The 18443-nt window shown below is 61.8% G+C and carries 13 protein-coding genes; 5 read left to right on the forward strand and 8 right to left on the reverse strand.

Annotated elements, in window-relative coordinates; all coding sequences use genetic code 11:
* Positions 1-64: 64 nt before the first annotated feature.
* From ACFVUS_RS40755 to ACFVUS_RS40770, 4 genes are all read right to left on the reverse strand, one after another.
* Complete coding sequence (locus tag ACFVUS_RS40755; RefSeq protein WP_387779797.1) at positions 65-856, reverse strand: hypothetical protein; 792 nt, start codon at positions 854-856, stop codon at positions 65-67.
* 244 nt (positions 857-1100) lie between these two features.
* Positions 1101-2540, reverse strand: coding sequence for a protein kinase (locus tag ACFVUS_RS40760; protein ID WP_387779800.1), 1440 nt, complete (start codon positions 2538-2540; stop codon positions 1101-1103).
* Positions 2541-2576: 36 nt separating this feature from the next.
* Positions 2577-3845, reverse strand: coding sequence for a hypothetical protein (locus tag ACFVUS_RS40765; protein WP_387779803.1), 1269 nt, complete (start codon positions 3843-3845; stop codon positions 2577-2579).
* Positions 3835-5856: an N-6 DNA methylase gene (locus tag ACFVUS_RS40770; RefSeq protein ID WP_387779806.1), complete on the reverse strand. Its 2022-nt coding sequence runs from the start codon at positions 5854-5856 to the stop codon at positions 3835-3837. The genes ACFVUS_RS40765 and ACFVUS_RS40770 overlap by 11 nt, the downstream gene beginning before the upstream one ends.
* A 165-nt stretch (positions 5857-6021) precedes the next feature.
* Here ACFVUS_RS40770 and ACFVUS_RS40775 point away from each other — a divergent pair, with 165 nt between their 5' ends.
* From ACFVUS_RS40775 to ACFVUS_RS40795, 5 genes are all read left to right on the forward strand, one after another.
* Positions 6022-6336 carry a hypothetical protein gene (locus tag ACFVUS_RS40775; RefSeq protein WP_387779809.1) on the forward strand — a complete coding sequence of 105 codons (315 nt, stop codon included), beginning with the start codon at positions 6022-6024 and terminating at the stop codon, positions 6334-6336.
* A 127-nt stretch (positions 6337-6463) separates the two neighbouring features.
* Positions 6464-7081 carry a DUF4352 domain-containing protein gene (locus tag ACFVUS_RS40780; RefSeq protein ID WP_387779812.1) on the forward strand — a complete coding sequence of 206 codons (618 nt, stop codon included), beginning with the start codon at positions 6464-6466 and terminating at the stop codon, positions 7079-7081.
* A gap of 99 nt (positions 7082-7180) precedes the next feature.
* Positions 7181-7801 carry an NERD domain-containing protein gene (locus tag ACFVUS_RS40785; RefSeq protein WP_387779815.1) on the forward strand — a complete coding sequence of 207 codons (621 nt, stop codon included), beginning with the start codon at positions 7181-7183 and terminating at the stop codon, positions 7799-7801.
* A gap of 68 nt (positions 7802-7869) precedes the next feature.
* Positions 7870-8514, forward strand: a complete 645-nt coding sequence (locus tag ACFVUS_RS40790) for a plasmid pRiA4b ORF-3 family protein (protein WP_387779818.1) — start codon at positions 7870-7872, stop codon at positions 8512-8514.
* Positions 8515-8639: 125 nt separating this feature from the next.
* The gene (locus ACFVUS_RS40795) at positions 8640-9830 is read left to right on the forward strand and encodes a Fic family protein (RefSeq protein ID WP_387779820.1); all 1191 of its coding nucleotides are present in this window, start codon (positions 8640-8642) and stop codon (positions 9828-9830) included.
* 466 nt (positions 9831-10296) lie between these two features.
* Here ACFVUS_RS40795 and ACFVUS_RS40800 read toward each other — a convergent pair whose 3' ends face one another.
* The 4 genes from ACFVUS_RS40800 to ACFVUS_RS40815 are packed head-to-tail and all read right to left on the reverse strand — an operon-like array spanning position 10297 to position 18228.
* Positions 10297-13506, reverse strand: a complete 3210-nt coding sequence (locus ACFVUS_RS40800; RefSeq protein ID WP_387779823.1) for a type I restriction endonuclease subunit R — start codon at positions 13504-13506, stop codon at positions 10297-10299.
* Positions 13506-14672: a restriction endonuclease subunit S gene (locus tag ACFVUS_RS40805; RefSeq protein ID WP_387779826.1), complete on the reverse strand. Its 1167-nt coding sequence runs from the start codon at positions 14670-14672 to the stop codon at positions 13506-13508. The genes ACFVUS_RS40800 and ACFVUS_RS40805 overlap by 1 nt, the downstream gene beginning before the upstream one ends.
* Complete coding sequence (locus ACFVUS_RS40810; RefSeq protein WP_387779829.1) at positions 14669-16291, reverse strand: type I restriction-modification system subunit M; 1623 nt, start codon at positions 16289-16291, stop codon at positions 14669-14671. The genes ACFVUS_RS40805 and ACFVUS_RS40810 overlap by 4 nt, the downstream gene beginning before the upstream one ends.
* Before the next feature lie 53 nt (positions 16292-16344).
* Complete coding sequence (locus ACFVUS_RS40815) at positions 16345-18228, reverse strand: helix-turn-helix transcriptional regulator (protein ID WP_387779832.1); 1884 nt, start codon at positions 18226-18228, stop codon at positions 16345-16347.
* Positions 18229-18443: the final 215 nt, after the last annotated feature.

The raw sequence follows: 18443 nt of genomic DNA on the forward strand, positions 1-18443 counted from the left end.
CTGGCACCGTCGAAAAAGGCCGAAACCTCCATTGCCCTTTCGATGTTCGGCGTGCGTACGGTCACTATCCAGCAGTACCACGCTCGGTTCGCTGGTCAGCTACCGGCCCGCGCAAACGCACCGGCGCATCGGGGACAGGATCCGGGCCGATCGGCGGCGGACCACTCGGCCCGGCCACGGCACTGTCCGGCGGATCGAGCAGATTGTGTTGCCACACCCAGGCATCACCGCCGCCGAGGTTGAATTGCGGCCGGCCGATGACCAGTTCATGATCGCCGGTGAATCGATCAAGACTGTGTGCGACAACGAAAGTCGGCAGATCCAGCTCCCGCTCCGCCAATGCGGCGGAAACCGCCGCCAACCCGTCGATCTCGTCGGGAGCGAAGGGATCGAAGAGCGACTGTTGACCGGAATCGGGATCGGATTGTCGTGCCACACCCTGCTTCGTCCGGCTCTTCTGCGGCCATGGAATGTGGTTGATCTGCCCGAACTTACTGGAGGCCAACAGGAATCGATGCTTCCCATGGACCCATCCGGGGCTTCCGTTCAGACCGTCGCGAGCCACCAGGTCGATACCCAGTTCGGGCATGTCACCGAGGTCACGGATGGCCGAGTCGGGAGTCTCCTCGACCCCAGCGCTTCCCGCTCCGACACCGAAGCGCTCACAGCTGAAGACTCGGTCCAGCCGATCACGCAGCAACGTGTATCTGGTTGTACCCACCCAGGTTTCATCAAGACCTGCGCGCGCCGCGTACATTTCCATCGTCTCCGCGATAGCGGACCGGTAGGCCCATCGAATCCCGGCCGATACGCCATCGCGCTCGAAGGCCGACACGACCTCCTGCTTCTCGGTCATCCCCGCTCCAACCCGAGCTCGTCGGCGCTCGAACTCGTGGCCGCCGACTGCCTGATCGTCGAATGAACTGGGCCGCGTTGCCCGCAACCAGCAACGCTCAGAAGATCGATTCGCCAACGCCGCCCATCGCACCCCCTGCGATCGTGCTGTCAGTCAAGTATGCGTCGCAGAGCGGCTGCGATGACGCAAATTCCGGCGGGAATGTGAAACGCTCACAGGAGAACGACTAGTCGGTCCTTGGTGGTCAGTTGGCCTTGATGTGACCGATCTGTGCGGCCAATTCGATGACGCGCCTGTCCTGTTCGCCGTAGCGGACCGCCATCTGACTGTGCAGTCGCTTCAGGCGGGTCAGGGCCGCTTTGACGTCGCCGGTGTGGACGTGGCAGGCGGCGAGGCGGCGCTGGCAGTACATGACGTGGTCGTCGTAGGGGCCGCGTTCGGCGGTCAGGTCGTCGATGAGTTCGCGGTAAAGGTCTGCGGCACCGGCATAGTCGACGCTTTCGAAGCGCAGGTCCGCCAGGCGCAGGCGGGCTTCGACGACGTCGGCGTCGCGGGAGCCGAATCGGGGCAACGCCTTGTCCACCACGGTCTGCAATTCGTGCACGGCGGGGTCGTAGCGGGAGTCGTCGGCGAAATCGCGGGCGCGGCGCATGGCGCGCTGCAGATCGCCGCGGCTGAAATCGGTGGGAACCGGTGCCGGAGGGACGGTTGGCGGCTTCTCCGGCAAATTTCGCAACACGCGCGTAGGAGACACAACCGTCTGAGCGGTCCGCGATGAGCCGCCGGCCGCGATGGCCCGGGCGTACATATGCGCGGGGCTGAGCGGGTCGCTGACCTCCGATAGCGACCCGACTCCCGTCGCATAGCGCAGCAGCACCGAGTGCACCGTCGCCGCGTCATCCGGCCGCTGATCCGGCGATTTGGCCAGCATCGCCATGATCAACCGCGCCAGCTCGACGGGGACTTCCGGTCGCTCATAACGGATATCGGGCGGGGTCTGATGAACCTGGTTCTGCCACACCACATATGGGGAGCTGCCCGTCATAACCCGGTCGCCGGTGAGCAATTCGTGCAGCACCAGGCCCAGCGCGTACAGATCCGTCTGCGGCACAACGGTTCCGCCCTCGACCTGCTCCGGTGCCATGAAAGCCGGTGTGCCCAAGGTGTGTCCGGTGCTGGTGTACCGGGTCTTGTCCGCGTCGAGTGATACCGCGAGCCCGAAATCGAGCACCTTCACGGTCCCGTCATCGCACAGCATGAGATTCGACGGCTTCAAATCCCGGTGGTAGATGCGATTGCGATGCGTGGCGGCGAGCACCGCCGCCGCCTGCGACCCCAGCGACGCGACCACCCCGACCGGCAGCGGCCCCCGCCGATCGAGCAGGTCATCGAAGGTCACGCCCTTCACGAATTCCATTACGAGATAAGGCCGTTCGGGCGTCCCCGGCTCGATCCCCGCATCATGGATCATCGGCAATCCCGGATGCCGCATCTGCGCCATGAACTCCGCTTCCCGGAAGAAGCGCTTCGTCCAATCCGGATCCTTGTCCAGACTCGGATGGGTGAACTTCACGGCGATCTGCCGCCGCAGGTGGCGGTCGAAGCCGTCGTAGACCTGCCCCATGCCGCCCGCGCCGATCTCACTGATCAGCTCGTACCGGCCGCCGACGACCTGCGGTTGCACCGCACCTACCTCCGTGATTTCAGGAAAACCGACACGCTACTCGTCACCGCTGCCGTGTGGGACGCGGGCCTGCGACGATGCGGCGTGATCCGGGGGCCGCAGCAGCCCCTGCGCGAGGCCGCGGAAACCGGTGCGGACCAGGCGCTCCATCGTCGAACGCTGCTGCTGCCAGGCGGTTTCCAGTGCGGTCAGCTGCTCGAAGGCTGCGCCGTAGCGACGCTGTTCGGCGAGCGGGATTCTGGGCACCGCGACCTGGTAGAGGTCGACGTGACTGCCGTCCGCCGCGTCCACCGCGGCGCGCAGGACACCGGCGAGGAAATTCGGATCGACGGCTTTGGCATTGGTGCGCACCAACTGGATGCCGGAACCGAGCAGCACACCGTCATCGGCGCAGACGCGGACAGCGGGTTCGGTGCTGATCACCACGGCCACATCGCCTTTGCGGACGGTGACCGCGCCGCTGGCGTCGGTATTGCCCCAGCGCGAGGCCGGACGACCCAGCCGGACATCCTTCGCCGACAGCAAAGGTGTCTCGCCGGATTCCGAGGCAACGGTGGGTGGCGCTTCGAAACAGGCCACCGCCTCCGCATCGACCAGTTCTTCCAGCGAGATCGCGCTGTGCTCAGCGCTATTCGACTCCAGCGCAGGCGGCGCCCATACCCGCTGTCCCACCAGCGTGGTCCGCAGCGCCGCGTACTCGGCAGACGAATCACCCGCAGATCCGCGCGGTGCCAGATCGATTCGATCATCGAGGAGGTCGACCACTCGCACCGCGTAGGGCGCGGCATCCGGGTGCGCCGAATCCACTTCGAAAGCGCGCCAGGCATTCGACGCGAGCCCGGGCTCACCGAGCGCGTCGATCAGCAGCACATGACTCGGATGCGTATCGCTCTGCCGAAGCAGCCACAGATCCGGCGCATCCGGCAATCCGGAGATGATGCCGCGCAGTACGCCGTTCCGCAGCAGCATGTTTCGCAGTGCCCGCGAATCGGGTCCGGTCGCCGCGCTCGACGGCATTGCCACGGCGACCAATCCGCCCGCTTCGGCATGCCCCAGGCATTCCCGCAGCCACACCGACGCCCGATCGACGGTCGACCAGCGCGCACGCCCGAAGTTCGCGGGATCGTGCACGACGGCATCGAATTCGTGTTCCGCGAACGCGCGATAGCCCGGATGAGCGGCGATATCCCCCGTCACGGCCTGCCTCCCCACGCGTTCACCGGCCGCACTCCCATTGCGGTCCTCGGCAACCGTAGCAGCGCTCGGCGTCGAGCAGCGGATGTACGCCCGTGCATTACTTCTCATCCTTCTCATCCGGTGCGAGGGCTCCCGCGGTGAGCCCGGTGGTCACCAGTTCCGCGACACTCTCGGCGGCGTAGGTGGCCCGGCGGGCCGCGCCGCGGAGCAGGAACAGGTGGCGGAAGGTTTCGCCGTAGCGTTGCTGCTCGGCGAGACTCAGCACCGGGACGCGCAGGCGGCTCGGATCGAATCGGATGGTGGATGTACGGGTGGCGGAGACGTTTTCCGCACCGGTGAGGAAGCCGGCGAGGAACCACGGGTCGAGCCGATCCCGGTCGGCGCGCAATAGGTGCACATGCGGACCGCGGATCGCCCCCTGGTCCTCAGGACCTGCGACACGCGCACTGCGGCCGCCGGTTCGGTCGCTTCGTACGGCCGGAATCAGCACATCACCGGTCCTGATCTCCACCTCGGTCTCGGGCGCGGAGGTGCTGAAGCTGCCCGAAGCAGGGCTCCCGGTCGCGACATCAGGAGCGGTGAGAATGGCGCGGGAGTCATCCGCTTGACGGCCGGAGCTGGGCGGCGACGCTCGAATCCATTCCAGCTGGCCATAATTCACCAGGTCGGCGATGGACACGAACCGCCAGGACTTGCCCGATGTGCCGGACCAGCCACCGAGCACGGCGGTCACTTCGGCCAATTCCGCCGCCACACTGGAGAGTCGGCGAATCGCGTCGTCGACCTGATCCGAGACGGTGTCCGAATCCAGCGACGAGCGGACATAGCGTGCCGGAGTCAGATCGACTTCATCGTCCAGCACCTCGACCAGGCGCACCGTGGCTGCGAGTCCGGAAACGGTTGCGGTGCTGGAGTTCTCGCCATCGAAGGCACGCCACGCTTTGAGCGTCGATCCGGTGACGGCCTCCCAATCGATTCCTTCGGCGGCGACCGGCAGCGCTGTCGTATCGACGAAAAGCATTGTTTCCGAAGCAGTCTCACCCGCCTGCACCGGTCGCAACACCCAAATCTGCAATCCCACGTGCCACGGTTGCGCCGCCCCGGGGGCAAGTCCTATGACCGCGCGCAGCGCACCCTTGCGCACCAGGCCCGCGCGAATCTTCCGACCGGAAGGGCGGGTCGCCACGGCCGGCGGGAGTAGCAGCAGGGCGGTGCCACCGGGGCGCAGATGCGCTATGGCGTGCTGCACCCAGGCCAGCTCCGGCTCACCGCGCGGAGGCGTGCCGTAGTCCCAGCGGGTGTCGAAGGCGAGCTCGCCGGAGCCCCAATCACGCTGTCCGTAGGGAGGATTGCAGAGCACCGCGTCCACGCGCAGGTTGTCGAACGCGTCGGAGGTGAGGGAATCGCCTTCGCGTACAACGGGTTCGAGATCGGTGTCCGCTTCGAGCAGCAGGCGAGTGCGCTCAACCTGAACGGACAGCGCGTCCTGACCGTAGAGCTCGACCGCGCCGACACCGGCCGCCGCCAACAGGAGCGACCCGCTGCCGCAAGCCGGGTCGAGCACGCTCCGCAGCTCCGACGCCGAAGGCGAATCCAACAGCGTCGCCATCAGTTTCGCGACAGGTTCCGGTGTGATGTACACACCCGTCGCCGCGGTGTCCTCCAGCGCACGCTCCGCGAGTACGTCCAGGGCGGCACGGTTACCGTCCGCAGCGGCCGCGCGTTCCAGCAACCGCAGCAGCTCGGTGACGCTGTCGCTGTTTACATCCGTCTCGCCGTGTACATCGCCCCCACTGTGTACATCCGCTCGCTTGCCGGCGCTCCACGTCCCCTTCGAGGCGCGAAGCCCCGCCATCAACCGAGAGAGGGCATCCGGCGTGGTGTGCGACCGCACCAGCGTCCGCAGCTCGGTCACCGGCGACTCGGAAACCTCGACACCGTGACCGAGCAGCCATTCCTGCACTTCCCGCAGGTCGAACTGCGGTCGCGCCTCACTGCTCCCGGCAATCGGCTTGGGAAAGTCGTCATGCCGCCGACGCCAGTTGCTGACCGTGGCACGCGTGACATCGGCCAACCGCGAAATCTCCGCGGCACTGACCACTGAAGCGGGCTTCGACATACCCCTCCTCTCGTAAACGTTCCCCCCAGACTGCTGGACGCATGAGCAAAAATCAATCACAGATTTTGGGTTGACAATGTTTTCACCGTCTCTTACGGTTTTGCATCAGCGGGACAGAGCCGAACCCGGCCACCCGATCTCCAATCCCTGAACGAAGGAAAACCCATGCGCCGCAACGCCATCGCCCTCCTGGCCGCCACCGCCATCACCACCCTCGCCATCGGTGGCACCGCCAATGCCGCCGCCACCCAGCTCCACGAGGGCCAGCAGGTAGTAGGCCAGGACGTCCAGCCCGGCACCTACCGCACCGACGGCCCCCGCGACCAGGACTACGGCTCCTGCTTCATCACCTGGCTGCCGTACAAGGGCGCGAAGTCCTCCGAGCTGATCGACATCCAGTCGTACACCGGGGCTTCATTCGTGAAGCTCAACGCCGGCGACGTTGTCGACGTCAGCGGCTGCAACTGGGTCGCCGAGTAATAACGCCGGTCGCGGAGTCGCCGTCCCACCCGCGCAACCGGCGTCCGCCTCGAAACAACCTCCACCCCAACGCAATAGGTCCCCGGTCAGCGACCGGGGACCTCCCGAACCTGCCCAAAGGAACCCCATGTCCCACCCGAATCAGCCCTACCCCGGCCATCTCCCCCCGCAGGGCTACCCCCAGTACCAGCAGCCCGCCCCGCCGCCCAAGAAGTCCCACACCCTCCGCACCATCCTGATCATCCTCGCGGCGATCGTGGCCGTCTGCGGCATCGGCGGCGCGCTGATAAGCAAGGGCTCCTCGTCCTCCTCCTCATCCACCCCCGGCGTCGACCCCAGCAAGCCCCTCCCCGGCCTGAACACCCCCGTCCGCGACGGCAAATTCGAGTTCGTAGTCACCGAAGTCCAGTCCGGCGTAAAGACGGTGGGCGACAACCAATTCCTCCAAAAAACCGCCCAAGGCTCCTACACCATCGTCTCCATAACCATCACCAACACCTCCGACAAACCCCAATCCTTCTCCCCCACAGACCAATACGTCTACGACGCCAAAAACCGCAAATTCAGCAACGACACCGCCGCCGCCATCAACCTCCAGTCCGACACCAGCCTCTACGCCAGCGTCAACCCCGGCAACAAAATCACCGCCCAGGTCGTCTACGACCTCCCCGCCGACTCGGTCCCCGACCACATCGTCCTGCACGACTCGATGTTCAGCGGCGGCACCACGGTCTCGCTGCACTGATGTTCTCCGAAACCCCCAGACCACCTGGGGGTTTCATCGTTTCTGTCGGTGCTTCGAGCTACGTTCACCGAAAGCCGTTTCGCCCCACGAGGTCGCCCAATGGATCACACCCGCTGGACCGCAGTAACCGAATCCGCGTTCGAACATGAACGCCGCGGCCTGGACCGAATCCGCGAATCCCTCCCCGACCGCGCCCCCTGGCGCGCCTGGTCCAACTTCACCTTCGCCACCCGCAGCGGCACGTTGTTCGAGGTAGACCTGCTACTGGCCGCCCCCAGCGGCGTACACCTCATAGAACTCAAATCCTGGCGCGGAGCCATAGACGAATGGCACGGCGTCTGGGTTCAGCACACCGAGGACGGCTCCCGAATCCCGCACGGCAACCCGATGACCCTGGCCATCCACAAGGGCGCAGCCCTGCGCCACCTGCTACTGACTACAGGCGAATCCCCCTACTTCCGCCCCTCGATCTGCTTCACCAACGACTCCCTACGCGTAAATCTCCCTCGCCTCGACCTCCGCCACACTCACAAAGTCCCCGACCTGATCCGCATGCTGTCCCGCCCCACCCACAACGCCCGCGACATCATGACCGCGGACCGCGTGGCGGCGCTCGAGGAATCCATCGAACTGACGGGCATCACCAGCTCAACCGCCAACTGCGGCGACCTGCACTCCCTCGTGAACCGCCTCTTCACCGAGCTCGCAGACGGCAGCTAGCCTCTTACGCCGCAGCAACATTCACCGTCGCAATCCGCCGCGGGCTCTTCACCAACTACTCTCGCCCCGTGGCCGACACACAGCCATCCCCCCGCCGACCGCGCCGCAAAAAGCCGGTCACCTTCCGCCTGCGCGCCACAATCGAAGGCACCGACCCACCCCTCTACCGCTGGCTCGACGTCTCCTCCGAACTCTTCCTGCACGACCTCCACGAGGTACTCGGCGCATCCTTCGGCTGGGTAGACCGCGCCCACCACGAATTCCGTTGCGGCCCAACCATAGACACCCCCACCGACCGCTACATCTCCCCCGAAGCGGTAGCCGCCGGCGACCCCGCCACCCCCGAAAACCAGGTCCGCCTCGACGAGCTCCTCACCACCCCCGGCGACACCCTCTACTACCTCTACGACTTCGTCGACCCCTGGCCCCACCACCTGGTCCTCACCGAACTCCTCCCCCGCACCGCCAAAACACCCCGAGCCCGCTGCACAGGCGGCATGCGCGACTGCCCCGCCGACGCCTCCGGCGGCATCCCCCGATACGAATACTCTTCCCGCAGATCAATCTGGAACGACGAAGACGATTCCTTCGACCACATCACCCCCGAAGCCATCACCTCCGACTCCTACGAAGCGGAACCCAGCCCCTTCGTCATCGAAGAGATCAACTGGCACCTGAACAGCGTGTTCGGGTATGGAAGGAACGTGAAGTAGCGCCGGCGCAGCCGTAGGTCTTCAATGCAAATCGGTAAAGTACATCAACACGAACTATAAATGCGTTTTTTATGCATAAAGTATATTAAACATAGAGTTGGTGTACCTTAGCTGATGGAGACCTCGTGGACTGGCCGCCTCACCGCGACGAAGATCGGATCTGGAGCCCGAGTCAGCGCCAAGGCTCGAGGGCCGACCGCACCCTTGACCAGATCACGGTCGCGATCCCGCCCGCAATCGGCGAGCTCGACTACGACCCGACCGGGACCGTTGCCCGCACTCATGAAGCGGCATTGATCGCGATTGCCCGCCTCGAGGCAGGTTTCGGTGAGCACTTGGCCCCGCTCGCGGACTTCCTGCTGCGCAGCGAGTCCGTCGCATCCTCCAAGATCGAACATATCGACGCGGGCTGGCACGCCTTCGGCAAAGCTGTCGCCGGAGGGAAAGCCAGCGACGAAGCGAAATCGCAGCTGGCAGCAGTCAAAGCCCTAATCGCCATGGTCGACGCGGCTGGTGCGGGCACCATCCAGCTCGACGATCTACTCGAAGCTCACCGCCTGCTGATGGCCGTCGACTACTACACGTCTCGCGACGCGGGACAACTACGAGATGTCCAGAACTGGATCGGCGGCAGCGACTACACCCCGATCAACGCCGCCCACATCCCCCCGCCCCCCGAACTGGTTCCCGACCTGATCACCGACCTCCTGGCATTCGTCAACCGAACCGACCTGCCGATCCTCGCCCAAGCCGCCATCGCGCACGCCCAATTCGAATCCATCCACCCCTTCACAGACGGCAACGGCCGCATCGGACGAGCACTGATCAGCGCGGTACTACGCCGCCGCGGCCTCACCCGCCAGGTAACCGTCCCACTGGCATCGGTCATGCTGGCCGACACCAGCCGATACTTCATGCACCTCAACCAATTTCGCCATGGCGACGTAGATTCGTTCGTCGAGTACCTCGCAACCGGCGCGATCCACGCCAGCGAGGCCGCCCAGGACTCCGCCCTGGCCCTGGCCGACCTACCAGGCCGCTGGCGCGACATCGCCCGCCCGCGAACCAACTCCGCGGACGAGAGCCTCCTCTCGGCGCTACTCGAAACCCCAATCCTCAACGCCGACACCGCACAACACCTCACCGGCACCACCGAAGCCAGCACCTACCGGGCACTGGGCAGGTTGACCGACGCGGGAATTCTTGAACTGCTCTCAGAGAGCAAACGCAACCGAATCTGGGCCGCGACTGACGTGCTGGCGGAGCTGGATGCCCTGAGCGCGGCGATTGGGCGGCGCACCATCGAGCAGCTCTGAAATTCCTCACTGGCTGGACCCAATCAGGTGAACAAGGGTGATCCGTAGAAGCTGGCAAATTGCGACAGGGGCACCGCTCAATCAACCCGTTGGAAGAATGCTCTGCATGGCCAAGAAGGACGGTACACAACACCAGAAATACATCTTCAGCGCAGTGCCGTGAAGATTCGCAAAGCATCACCAGTATAGAAATTTGCTATCACTCCGCTGCGCAAAGGGAACGAACCGATTCGATCTCGGATAGTTCTCCGGCACGTGGCTACAGCCGTCGAAGGCCAATTCCACTGTCCCTATGGCCTTCCGGGCACTCTCCAGGGACACGCGCAGCGATCGCAAGAGTTGGAGCAAGATCGCCGCTCTCGATACCCCCGCGAGTAACGACAATCGACAGGAAACGAGGCGAAGAACTAGAAGGGTCCTGACATTCGGAACGAAACTCGTTGCACTAGAGGAGGATCCGAAGATCCTATCCTGCTTGCCGCAGCTCCTCAGCGTAACGGGGAGCCATCGCCTCCATCTGCTCAACGACCAGGCGGATCGCTTCGGGCTGCTTGTCCGGCGGGTACTTGTACTTGATCAGCAGGCGCTTGATCGAAGAGCGCAGCTTAGCTCGCACATCGTCACGAACTGTCCAGTCCGTCTTGATGTCTCGTTGCATTACCTGAAGTAGTTCCCGCGCGATCCGGGCAAGGGTGTCATCGGTCATCGCTTGCACCGCCGACTCGTTCTCGCGTACCGCATCGTAGAAAGCGAGTTCATCGCTCGACATCGGAGGGGTGAAGTTCTGACCGCGGTTGCTTTCCGCGGTCGCCTCCTTCGCCAGCTCAATCAATTCCGCGATCACCTCGGCTGCGGTGAGCTGCTGATTGGTGTACTTGCGCATCAGCTCCCGCAAACGTTCGGAGAAAGCCCGTTCGCGAACGAGGTTGTTTCGAGTCGCATTTCGCGCCCGGTCAGTAACCAAAGCTCGTAGTGCCTCGATCGCCAAGTGCGTGTTGGTCGCCGAGCGCGCTCGGGATTCGAACTCGGGGGTCAGGTCGGTGAGTGAGGGTTTGGGTAGACCAGCCGCATCGTAGATGTCGATTACCTCACCAGAGACGGTCGAGTCTGCGACCAAAGTGGCCAGCATCCGCTGGATCTCTTCGGGAACCGGACGCCCCTCTGACTGCCGCTGGCCGGCGTCGAACTTGGCCATCCAGACCCGAACCTCTTCATAGAAGCGGACGACCGGATGCAGTTCAGCGAGAGTCTCGTGACCGGCTGCCAGGGTCCACGCGCGCGCAAGTTGATTGGCATAGGTTCGAAACTGCTCAGTGAGAGTGTCCTCGCCCTCCGGCACCTGGTTCCCAGGTGTGGACGGTGAGCGCAGATATTCGGTCAGGCCGACAGCAGCGCGGACCCAACCGTGTTTGCCCACATCCAGTTTGGAGCGCCAGGCGTACCCCGCGCAGAGGAGATCCAGGGTTGCAATCAACTCGGTGACCAGTACGGCCGCTTCGCTGGTATCCCGGCCGACCGGCCGCTCAGTCTGATCCGTGGTCGTGTACTCGGCAAGCGCTTTCTCCAAGTTGTCAGCCAGCACCGGCGCGTAAGCCACCAACAGGCCGGAAGGCTTATCGAGGAAGGTTCGATTAACTCGGGCGAGTGCCTGCATCAGGAGTGCGCCCTTGAGAGGCGCATCGAGGTACAGGGTATGCAAGGGCGGGGCGTCGAATCCGGTGAGCATCATGTCTTTGACGATCACCAACCGCAAAGGATCGGTCCCACTCCGATCTTTGATCCGCTCCTGGATTTCTTTGTTCTCTCCCGAACGCCGAACATGTTTGCTGACTACGCCTGTGTCCTTCGCACTACCGGAGTAGACAACCTTCACCACCCCCTTGTCTAGAGCCTCGTCGTGCCACTCTGGTCTGAGCGCAATAATCTCCTCATACAACTTCGCGCAGATCTCACGAGTTGCCCCAACGATGAAACCGCGACCAGAAAAGCCGAGGAACTTGGTCATCTCCGCTGACCGCGTCTCCCAATGATCGACAATGTCTTTCGCTAGAGCTGAGATCCGGACCGGTGCACCATAAATGGCATTCATCGCCGCAACAGACTTTTCGATGCGAGCGCGTTCAACATCGTCCAAGCCGACAGTGACTTCGTCAGCGGCCAGGTCAATGTCCTCGTCACTAACGTCTGCCGCAAACTGCATACGAATGAGCCGTGGCTCGAACGCCACCTCAACGGTGGCACCATCCCTCACCGCACGAGTAAGATCGTATACGTCGATATCAGGACCGAATTCGGCGCGAGTATCGCGTTCGATAGTTGAAATCGGGGTGCCCGTGAACGCGATCCTAGTCGCGTTGGGCAGCGCGTCCTTGATGTGTTTAGCGAAACCGTTGAGATTGCCGTAGTGACCACGATGTGCTTCATCGACAATGAGAATTACATTGCGACGATCGGTCAACTGCGGATGTGTCTGGCCCGCCTTCTGTTCGTCTTCCGAAAGCCCGAATTTCTGCAATGTAGTGAAGTAGATTCCGCCAGTCACACGATTTCTCAACTCGTCACGCAGATGTTTACGCGAGGTGACCGCGACAGGCTCCTCAGCCAGCAGCTGTGACCGCCGGAACGTCCGAAACAGCTGATCATCGAGCTCGGTCCGATCAGTGACTACAACAAGCGTCGGATTCTTCAACTTGGGCTGTATACCCACGAGGTGGGCATACAGTTCCATTTCCATCGACTTCCCCGAGCCCTGAGTATGCCAGACGACACCGGCTTTACCATTACTCTCATACGCTTGCACTGTGCATCCCGTGGCTTTGGTTACCGCGAAATACTGGTGCGGTTTGGCAATTCGCTTCACATAACCGCCGGCCGTCTCGTCGAATGCAGTGAAATTGCGTTGCAATTGCAAGAATCGTTCAGGATTGAACACGCCGTCAACAAGATGCTCGAGCTCCACCCCAACGCTGTCGGGATCTGCTCGCTGACCGAACTTGACGGGTTTGCCGTCGTCGTCGACGTTCCAGGGCGCGAAATGATTGAGGGCGGTGAACGGCGTGCCGTACCGCGCCGTAATACCGTCGCTGATCACCATCAGCACCGCGAACCGGAACGCCATCGGGAACTCGTCGAGATATGTCCCCAGCTGCGCATGCGCTGCGGCGAGCGTCGCCTGCGGGCTGCCTGCCTGTTTCAACTCCATGACCACAACGGGCATCCCGTTGAGGTAGAGCACAACATCAAAGCGACGCTCCACCTCCCGCGACCGAATGGTCACCTGATTCACGGCCAGCAGTTCATTGTCCTCGACTCGCTCACTTATCAGCCGGATCGTCGGATTCTGCTCCGCCCCTTCATGATCGATGTAACTGACCCCCCGATACCCGTTCACGCAGATGTCGTGCAGCCGATAGTTCTCAGCAATCGGATCCTGAGACTTCGCCTGATTGATCTCCGCCCGCGCCTGCTCCAAGAACTCTACCGGCACATCGGGATTCAACTTTCGCATAGCCGCTAGCATCCGCGCAGGCAATACCAGTTCCCCCCATGACGCCCTCCCCAACTCGGCGCCCGGCGCAATCGCCGACCCGGACAGCGGCTTCCATCCCCACTCCCCCAGCCGCTCGAGCGCCAACTGCTCCCAGTACGCCTCACTGGCACCTGCGTGAACGGTCATTAAACGACTTCTTCCACTAGCTTTTCTGCATCTTTGACACGAAGTTTTCCGGAAATTAAGAGGGGCAGAAGTTGGTCACGAGTACGTTCTAGAAGCATATTCTCTTGAATTGAACTCGCAATCATCGCCTCAAGAGAACCGAGCTGCACTTCCAGCTGCGAAGCGGCATCCGCGGAAACCATCGGCACTTGAATAGCCGCGAGTTGTGTCTTGTTGATCGATCCAAATATGGTCCCTTCTGCTTCAAAGGGTGCCCATTCCGATTTGGCCGCACCAATCTGATGAAAGAGCGTCATCGGACTATCTGTACGGGATCGCACGCCCGCGAGTCCTCGACCGATACAAAGACTCTCATTGGCGAGATTCAATCTCCCAACTGGTGCGCGTACACTAACGAGTGTGTCATATTTTTCCGCAGTCCGACCAGGCTCTGTCGTCCAAACACGATTGGATGGATAGCGAATACCAAAGTCTCGTACCCCTTGATAAAAGCACATTCCATCGCTATTTTCATTATAGCTAGAACCGGGCGGCGAGGACCCCATCGTTATCTCAGCGATAGACACTAACGACACAGTCGATCCGTTAAGAGAGGACTCCAGTACCGCAGACGCGAGCTGGTTAGCCTTGATAATCACCTCGTCGTTAGCGGCGATCTTGCCATCGAGCGCCCCCAATACCTCTGCAATGGCTCGCTGATCGCCGATATTCACATGAACATCGAAAAATAGCTTACCGAAATCACCCTTCTTAAAATGAGGGATCATCGTCCCCACATGCATATTCCCTATCTTCGACTGAACATCCAAAGAGAGCAGCCGATAATAAAGATATCCAGAGTCCACGACATCCTCATTGGCGCGTAGGGCAACCATATCCTGCGCTATACAAAATGTCACAGGATCGGAAACAACAGCAACGCGACCGGGTGAACCTTTTGTTACAAATAGAATGTCACCAGGCTCCGGATGTGCCCTGAACCAAGATTCATACGTCACCTCGTCAACATATCGAATATTTTCAAATACAGGATATTTGACTCCCGATTTCAAGCAGTTCGTAGCGATAAGAGGAAACCCGCTATCAGCTGTCGGGCACGTGCGGCCTCGATTATCGACAATCGAACTAACTACCTCAAGCAAGCTGCGCTTGATGAGATTTGTCATCGGACTCGCCCCAATTGATCGCGTACGGTTTTCTCCAAACGCGCCGATTCATCGAATGCTGCCAACAATTCGGTTGTCAGACGGTGAACTTTCTCATCGATTGGCTCGCCGTCGTCCTCAACCTCCGGCGCGCCAACATAGCGTCCCGGCGTAAGCGCATAGTCTGCTGCCTTGATCTCAGAATTGGTGGCCGACTTGCAGAATCCTGGAATATCCTCGTATATAGAGTGTTTTGCACCAGCGGAGCCGGTCCCACGCCAGGAGTGATACGTGGCAGCAATCTTGGCAATATCCGCATCAGCAAGTGCTCGTTCCGCGCGATCCACCATGTAGCCAAGTTCACGGGCATCGATGAATAGAACTTCACCGCGTCGATCCACCGCGCCCCGTTGGCCCGAAGCCTTGTCTTTGGCGAAGAACCAAATGCACACCGGGATTCCCGTGCTGCGGAATAGCTGTGTAGGCAGAGCTAACATACACGACACCATATCCGCCTCAACAATTCGAGCCCGGATGTCACCTTCACCATTAGAGTTCGATGACATCGACCCATTCGCCATCACGACTCCAGCGCTGCCGCCAGGGGCGAGTTTGTACAGTATGTGTTGAATCCAGGCGTAGTTGGCGTTGTTGGCGGGCGGTACACCGTATATCCAACGGGGATCGTCGGCATTACGAGTCCAGTGCTTGATGTTAAATGGCGGGTTCGCCATCACGTAGTCCATTTGGACATCTGCATGCTGATCGCGAGCGAAGGTGTCGCCCCATCGCGCACCGAGGCCGCTGTTGCTGATACCGTGGATAGCAAGGTTCATTTTTGCCATGCGCCAGGTTTCTTCAAGGGCTTCCTGGCCGTAGACGGCAACGTCTTTCGGGTCGCCGTCGTGTTCAAAGATGAATTTCTCAGTCTGCACGAACATACCCCCGGAGCCGCAGCACGGATCGTAGACACGACCGCTGGAGGGTTCGAGAACCTCGACGATCACCTTGACGACGCTGGGCGGGGTGAAAAACTCACCCCCTCGCTTGCCTTCTGCGCGTGCGAAATTCCCCAGGAAGTACTCGTACACCTCACCCATCAGGTCACGGGCACGATGTTCTCCCTGACGGCTGAATCGAGCACTGTTGAACAGGTCGATCAGCTCGCCAAGGCGGCGTTGATCGATATTGTCTCGATTATAGAGTCGCGGCAGAGTTCCGTTGAGTGCAGGGTTAGCTTCCATTACCACAGTCATGGCATCATCCAGCAACTCGCCGATGGTTTTGGCAGGCGAGTCTTCGGTGGCGGACCTACCTTTCGCGTTGTAAGCCAAGAACTCCCAGCGAGCTGCAGATGGGACAAGAAACACGCCGTAGCCCTGGTATTCCTCAGGATCGTCGATGACCTGAACGATCTGTTCGTCATCCCAGCCCTCGTCCACGAGTCCGGCTCGGATGTCCGCGCGGCGCTCGTCGTAGGCATCAGACACATACTTGAGGAAAACCAGGCCAAGGATCACGTCCTTGTACTGGTTCGAGGACAACGATCCGCGGAGCTTATTGGCCGCATCCCAAAGAGTGTCCTTGAGCTCCTTCATTGTCGACGGTGCCGACGGTTCCTGCTTCTTCTTGGGGGCCACCCCCACGCTCCTTTTCTCTAGATCCAAACCGACTGTGTCAAAACCGAGTTGAGTCACGGCTTGCTCCCATCCGTGGTGTGCAGGCTGAGCGCGCCCGCGCCGATCCCGTCGATCAGCGCGTGTTCCAGGTCGTCTGCGGCTCGGAGTCGTTCTCGCAGATGTTCGCGGTAATGGGCGGCATCCGTAAGGACTGCCTCCAGGCGCAGTACTTCATCTTTGTCGATGACGGGGACGCTCCAGGACTGCCAGTCGCGGGCGGTCTCCGGCAACTGATTGATGATCACCGCGAGTGCTCGCGGGCCGATGCCGGCGTTTGGGGCCAGCCGCAGCACGCGCGACGGTGACGCTACGAGCGCACCCCCGCGCTCATCTACAAATGCGACAGGCCGCGGGCGGTCAGCGAAGATCACGTCGCCAGGTTCTGTGTGCACCGCTCGACCGTAGTGCTTCGATACATCCAGAGGATCGAAGCGGAGGTGGTCGGTCGAACGGTCGGCGGACAGCAGTGCGACCGTCCCGTCTGCTGCGGCCTTCTCCGTGTCGATTCGATTGCCCCTGACCATTCGCAGCACCCCATCCCGTTTGAGCTCCGCCAGCGTGCGTCGCCTCAGCACAGGCATGGCCTGATGAGCGGTGACCACCGTGTCGAGCGTACGGATCGGCACCGAAGTCACCCTGGTTGCCGAGTAGACGCGATCGATATGGGCGATAGGGTCCCCGACATGAAGGCGGTATGCGGTCATTCCAGGCGGTACCGGGGGACCGCCAACCAATATCTCCGGGAGCTGATGTGCTCGAAGGTATCTATACGACCGGCTACGAGTCTGAGCCAGAGCCGCGACGATATCGGAACTCAAGTCCTCACGATCGAGATCTTCGATCCGACCCACCCCCAGGTCCGCTACCAGCGGCTGACTGATCCCCCGATCGCCGGTGCAGACCCACACCCCGAGAGCCTGCCGATGCGCCTCCTTCCACAAGCCGCGCGGAAGTCGAAGTGCCACAGCGAGATTGCCAGAGCGCAGGGTTTGAGACCGCTGATGCTCGCGGTCCCCGCGTAAGGAATCGCACAATGTCGACGCTGCGCCGATGATGAGAGCGACCTGGCCAAGCCCGAGGTCGAGTAGCGTGTTGTCGATTGCATCCAGGGCGTCATCAGGGTTGGCACCGACGACCGAAAGCAATCGGACTTGCGGACCGACGGCGGCCTCGATCACCGTGAACCCTCGTATGAGAGCGCGCCGGCGCAGCGCTCGTGTCGGCTCCCCCTCGCCCTCGATGACGATTTCGGGGAAGTCCTCGGCCAGGGTCAGTGCGAAGGTCGCGGATTCGCCATCACAAACCAACGGCACGGCCTCGGCGTCGATGAACGAAACTGCCGCATGGGCAATCGTCCGGAGCAGATCGACGGCCGAATTGATCAGATCACGGGCACCGATCTCACGGGCCGCCCGGCCGTGTTCCAGGTGTTCGAGTGCATCGTCCAAACCGAAACAGGATGCCACCAGATCGTCGACGAATGCCAGCGTCTGATGAGAGGGGTTCAGTTCCCGTGTTTCGCAAAGCAAATACTGGTCGTGGGGATCTACATCTTCCGCTGCATCGATACGCCCCTGCGTGTCCTCTTCGGTCAACTGCTGCGAACCGGCGGCGCGCAGGCACAGTAGGATTACCAGCTCGTCAAGTGAAACTCCTTCGGGCACACCGAGCGTCGGCGCGTCGAGATCATATTCACGGTTGTTTCCTCGGCCAGTTTGTTCCAGCCAGTCCACGATGTCGTCGCGGCGGAATCGCGGTACTCGTCCGGTCTCAGCCGGCTCGGGAAAGGGCAGGTACTGGCCGCGCACCGTGGGCCGTTTGCGCCACATGCTCACCACCGGGCGCTCGACCTTCGCGAGCTCAGCGATGTCCTGCAAGGTCAGCATCGGTTCGGCCATGGTCTGCCACTCACCTCTCCTGTTCGGGAGTTCATCGGGCCTCAACCATACGAAGGCTCCAGAATTGCATCCAGCCTAATCACCGATAAGACGGCTTATCACGATTGTCAATCGACTTCATCAAACTGCAGCCGCACAGTTGCTCATGTCGAACCACACCCCCGAGCACTACCGGGACGGTGCCAAGCCGGACGTACCGAGTCCACCAGGAGAGA

This window comes from Nocardia sp. NPDC058058 (genome assembly GCF_042885355.1).
In the GTDB taxonomy this organism is placed as follows: domain Bacteria; phylum Actinomycetota; class Actinomycetes; order Mycobacteriales; family Mycobacteriaceae; genus Nocardia.

Coding starts and splice junctions, on each gene's coding strand:
- ACFVUS_RS40765 (WP_387779803.1), bottom strand. CDS start 3,845: ATGAGAAGTAATGCACGGGCGTACATCCGCTGCTCGACGCCGAGCGCT.
- ACFVUS_RS40770 (WP_387779806.1), bottom strand. CDS start 5,856: ATGTCGAAGCCCGCTTCAGTGGTCAGTGCCGCGGAGATTTCGCGGTTG.
- ACFVUS_RS40815 (WP_387779832.1), bottom strand. CDS start 18,228: ATGGCCGAACCGATGCTGACCTTGCAGGACATCGCTGAGCTCGCGAAG.
- ACFVUS_RS40775 (WP_387779809.1), top strand. CDS start 6,022: ATGCGCCGCAACGCCATCGCCCTCCTGGCCGCCACCGCCATCACCACC.
- ACFVUS_RS40780 (WP_387779812.1), top strand. CDS start 6,464: ATGTCCCACCCGAATCAGCCCTACCCCGGCCATCTCCCCCCGCAGGGC.
- ACFVUS_RS40805 (WP_387779826.1), bottom strand. CDS start 14,672: ATGACAAATCTCATCAAGCGCAGCTTGCTTGAGGTAGTTAGTTCGATT.
- ACFVUS_RS40785 (WP_387779815.1), top strand. CDS start 7,181: ATGGATCACACCCGCTGGACCGCAGTAACCGAATCCGCGTTCGAACAT.
- ACFVUS_RS40755 (WP_387779797.1), bottom strand. CDS start 856: ATGACCGAGAAGCAGGAGGTCGTGTCGGCCTTCGAGCGCGATGGCGTA.
- ACFVUS_RS40800 (WP_387779823.1), bottom strand. CDS start 13,506: ATGACCGTTCACGCAGGTGCCAGTGAGGCGTACTGGGAGCAGTTGGCG.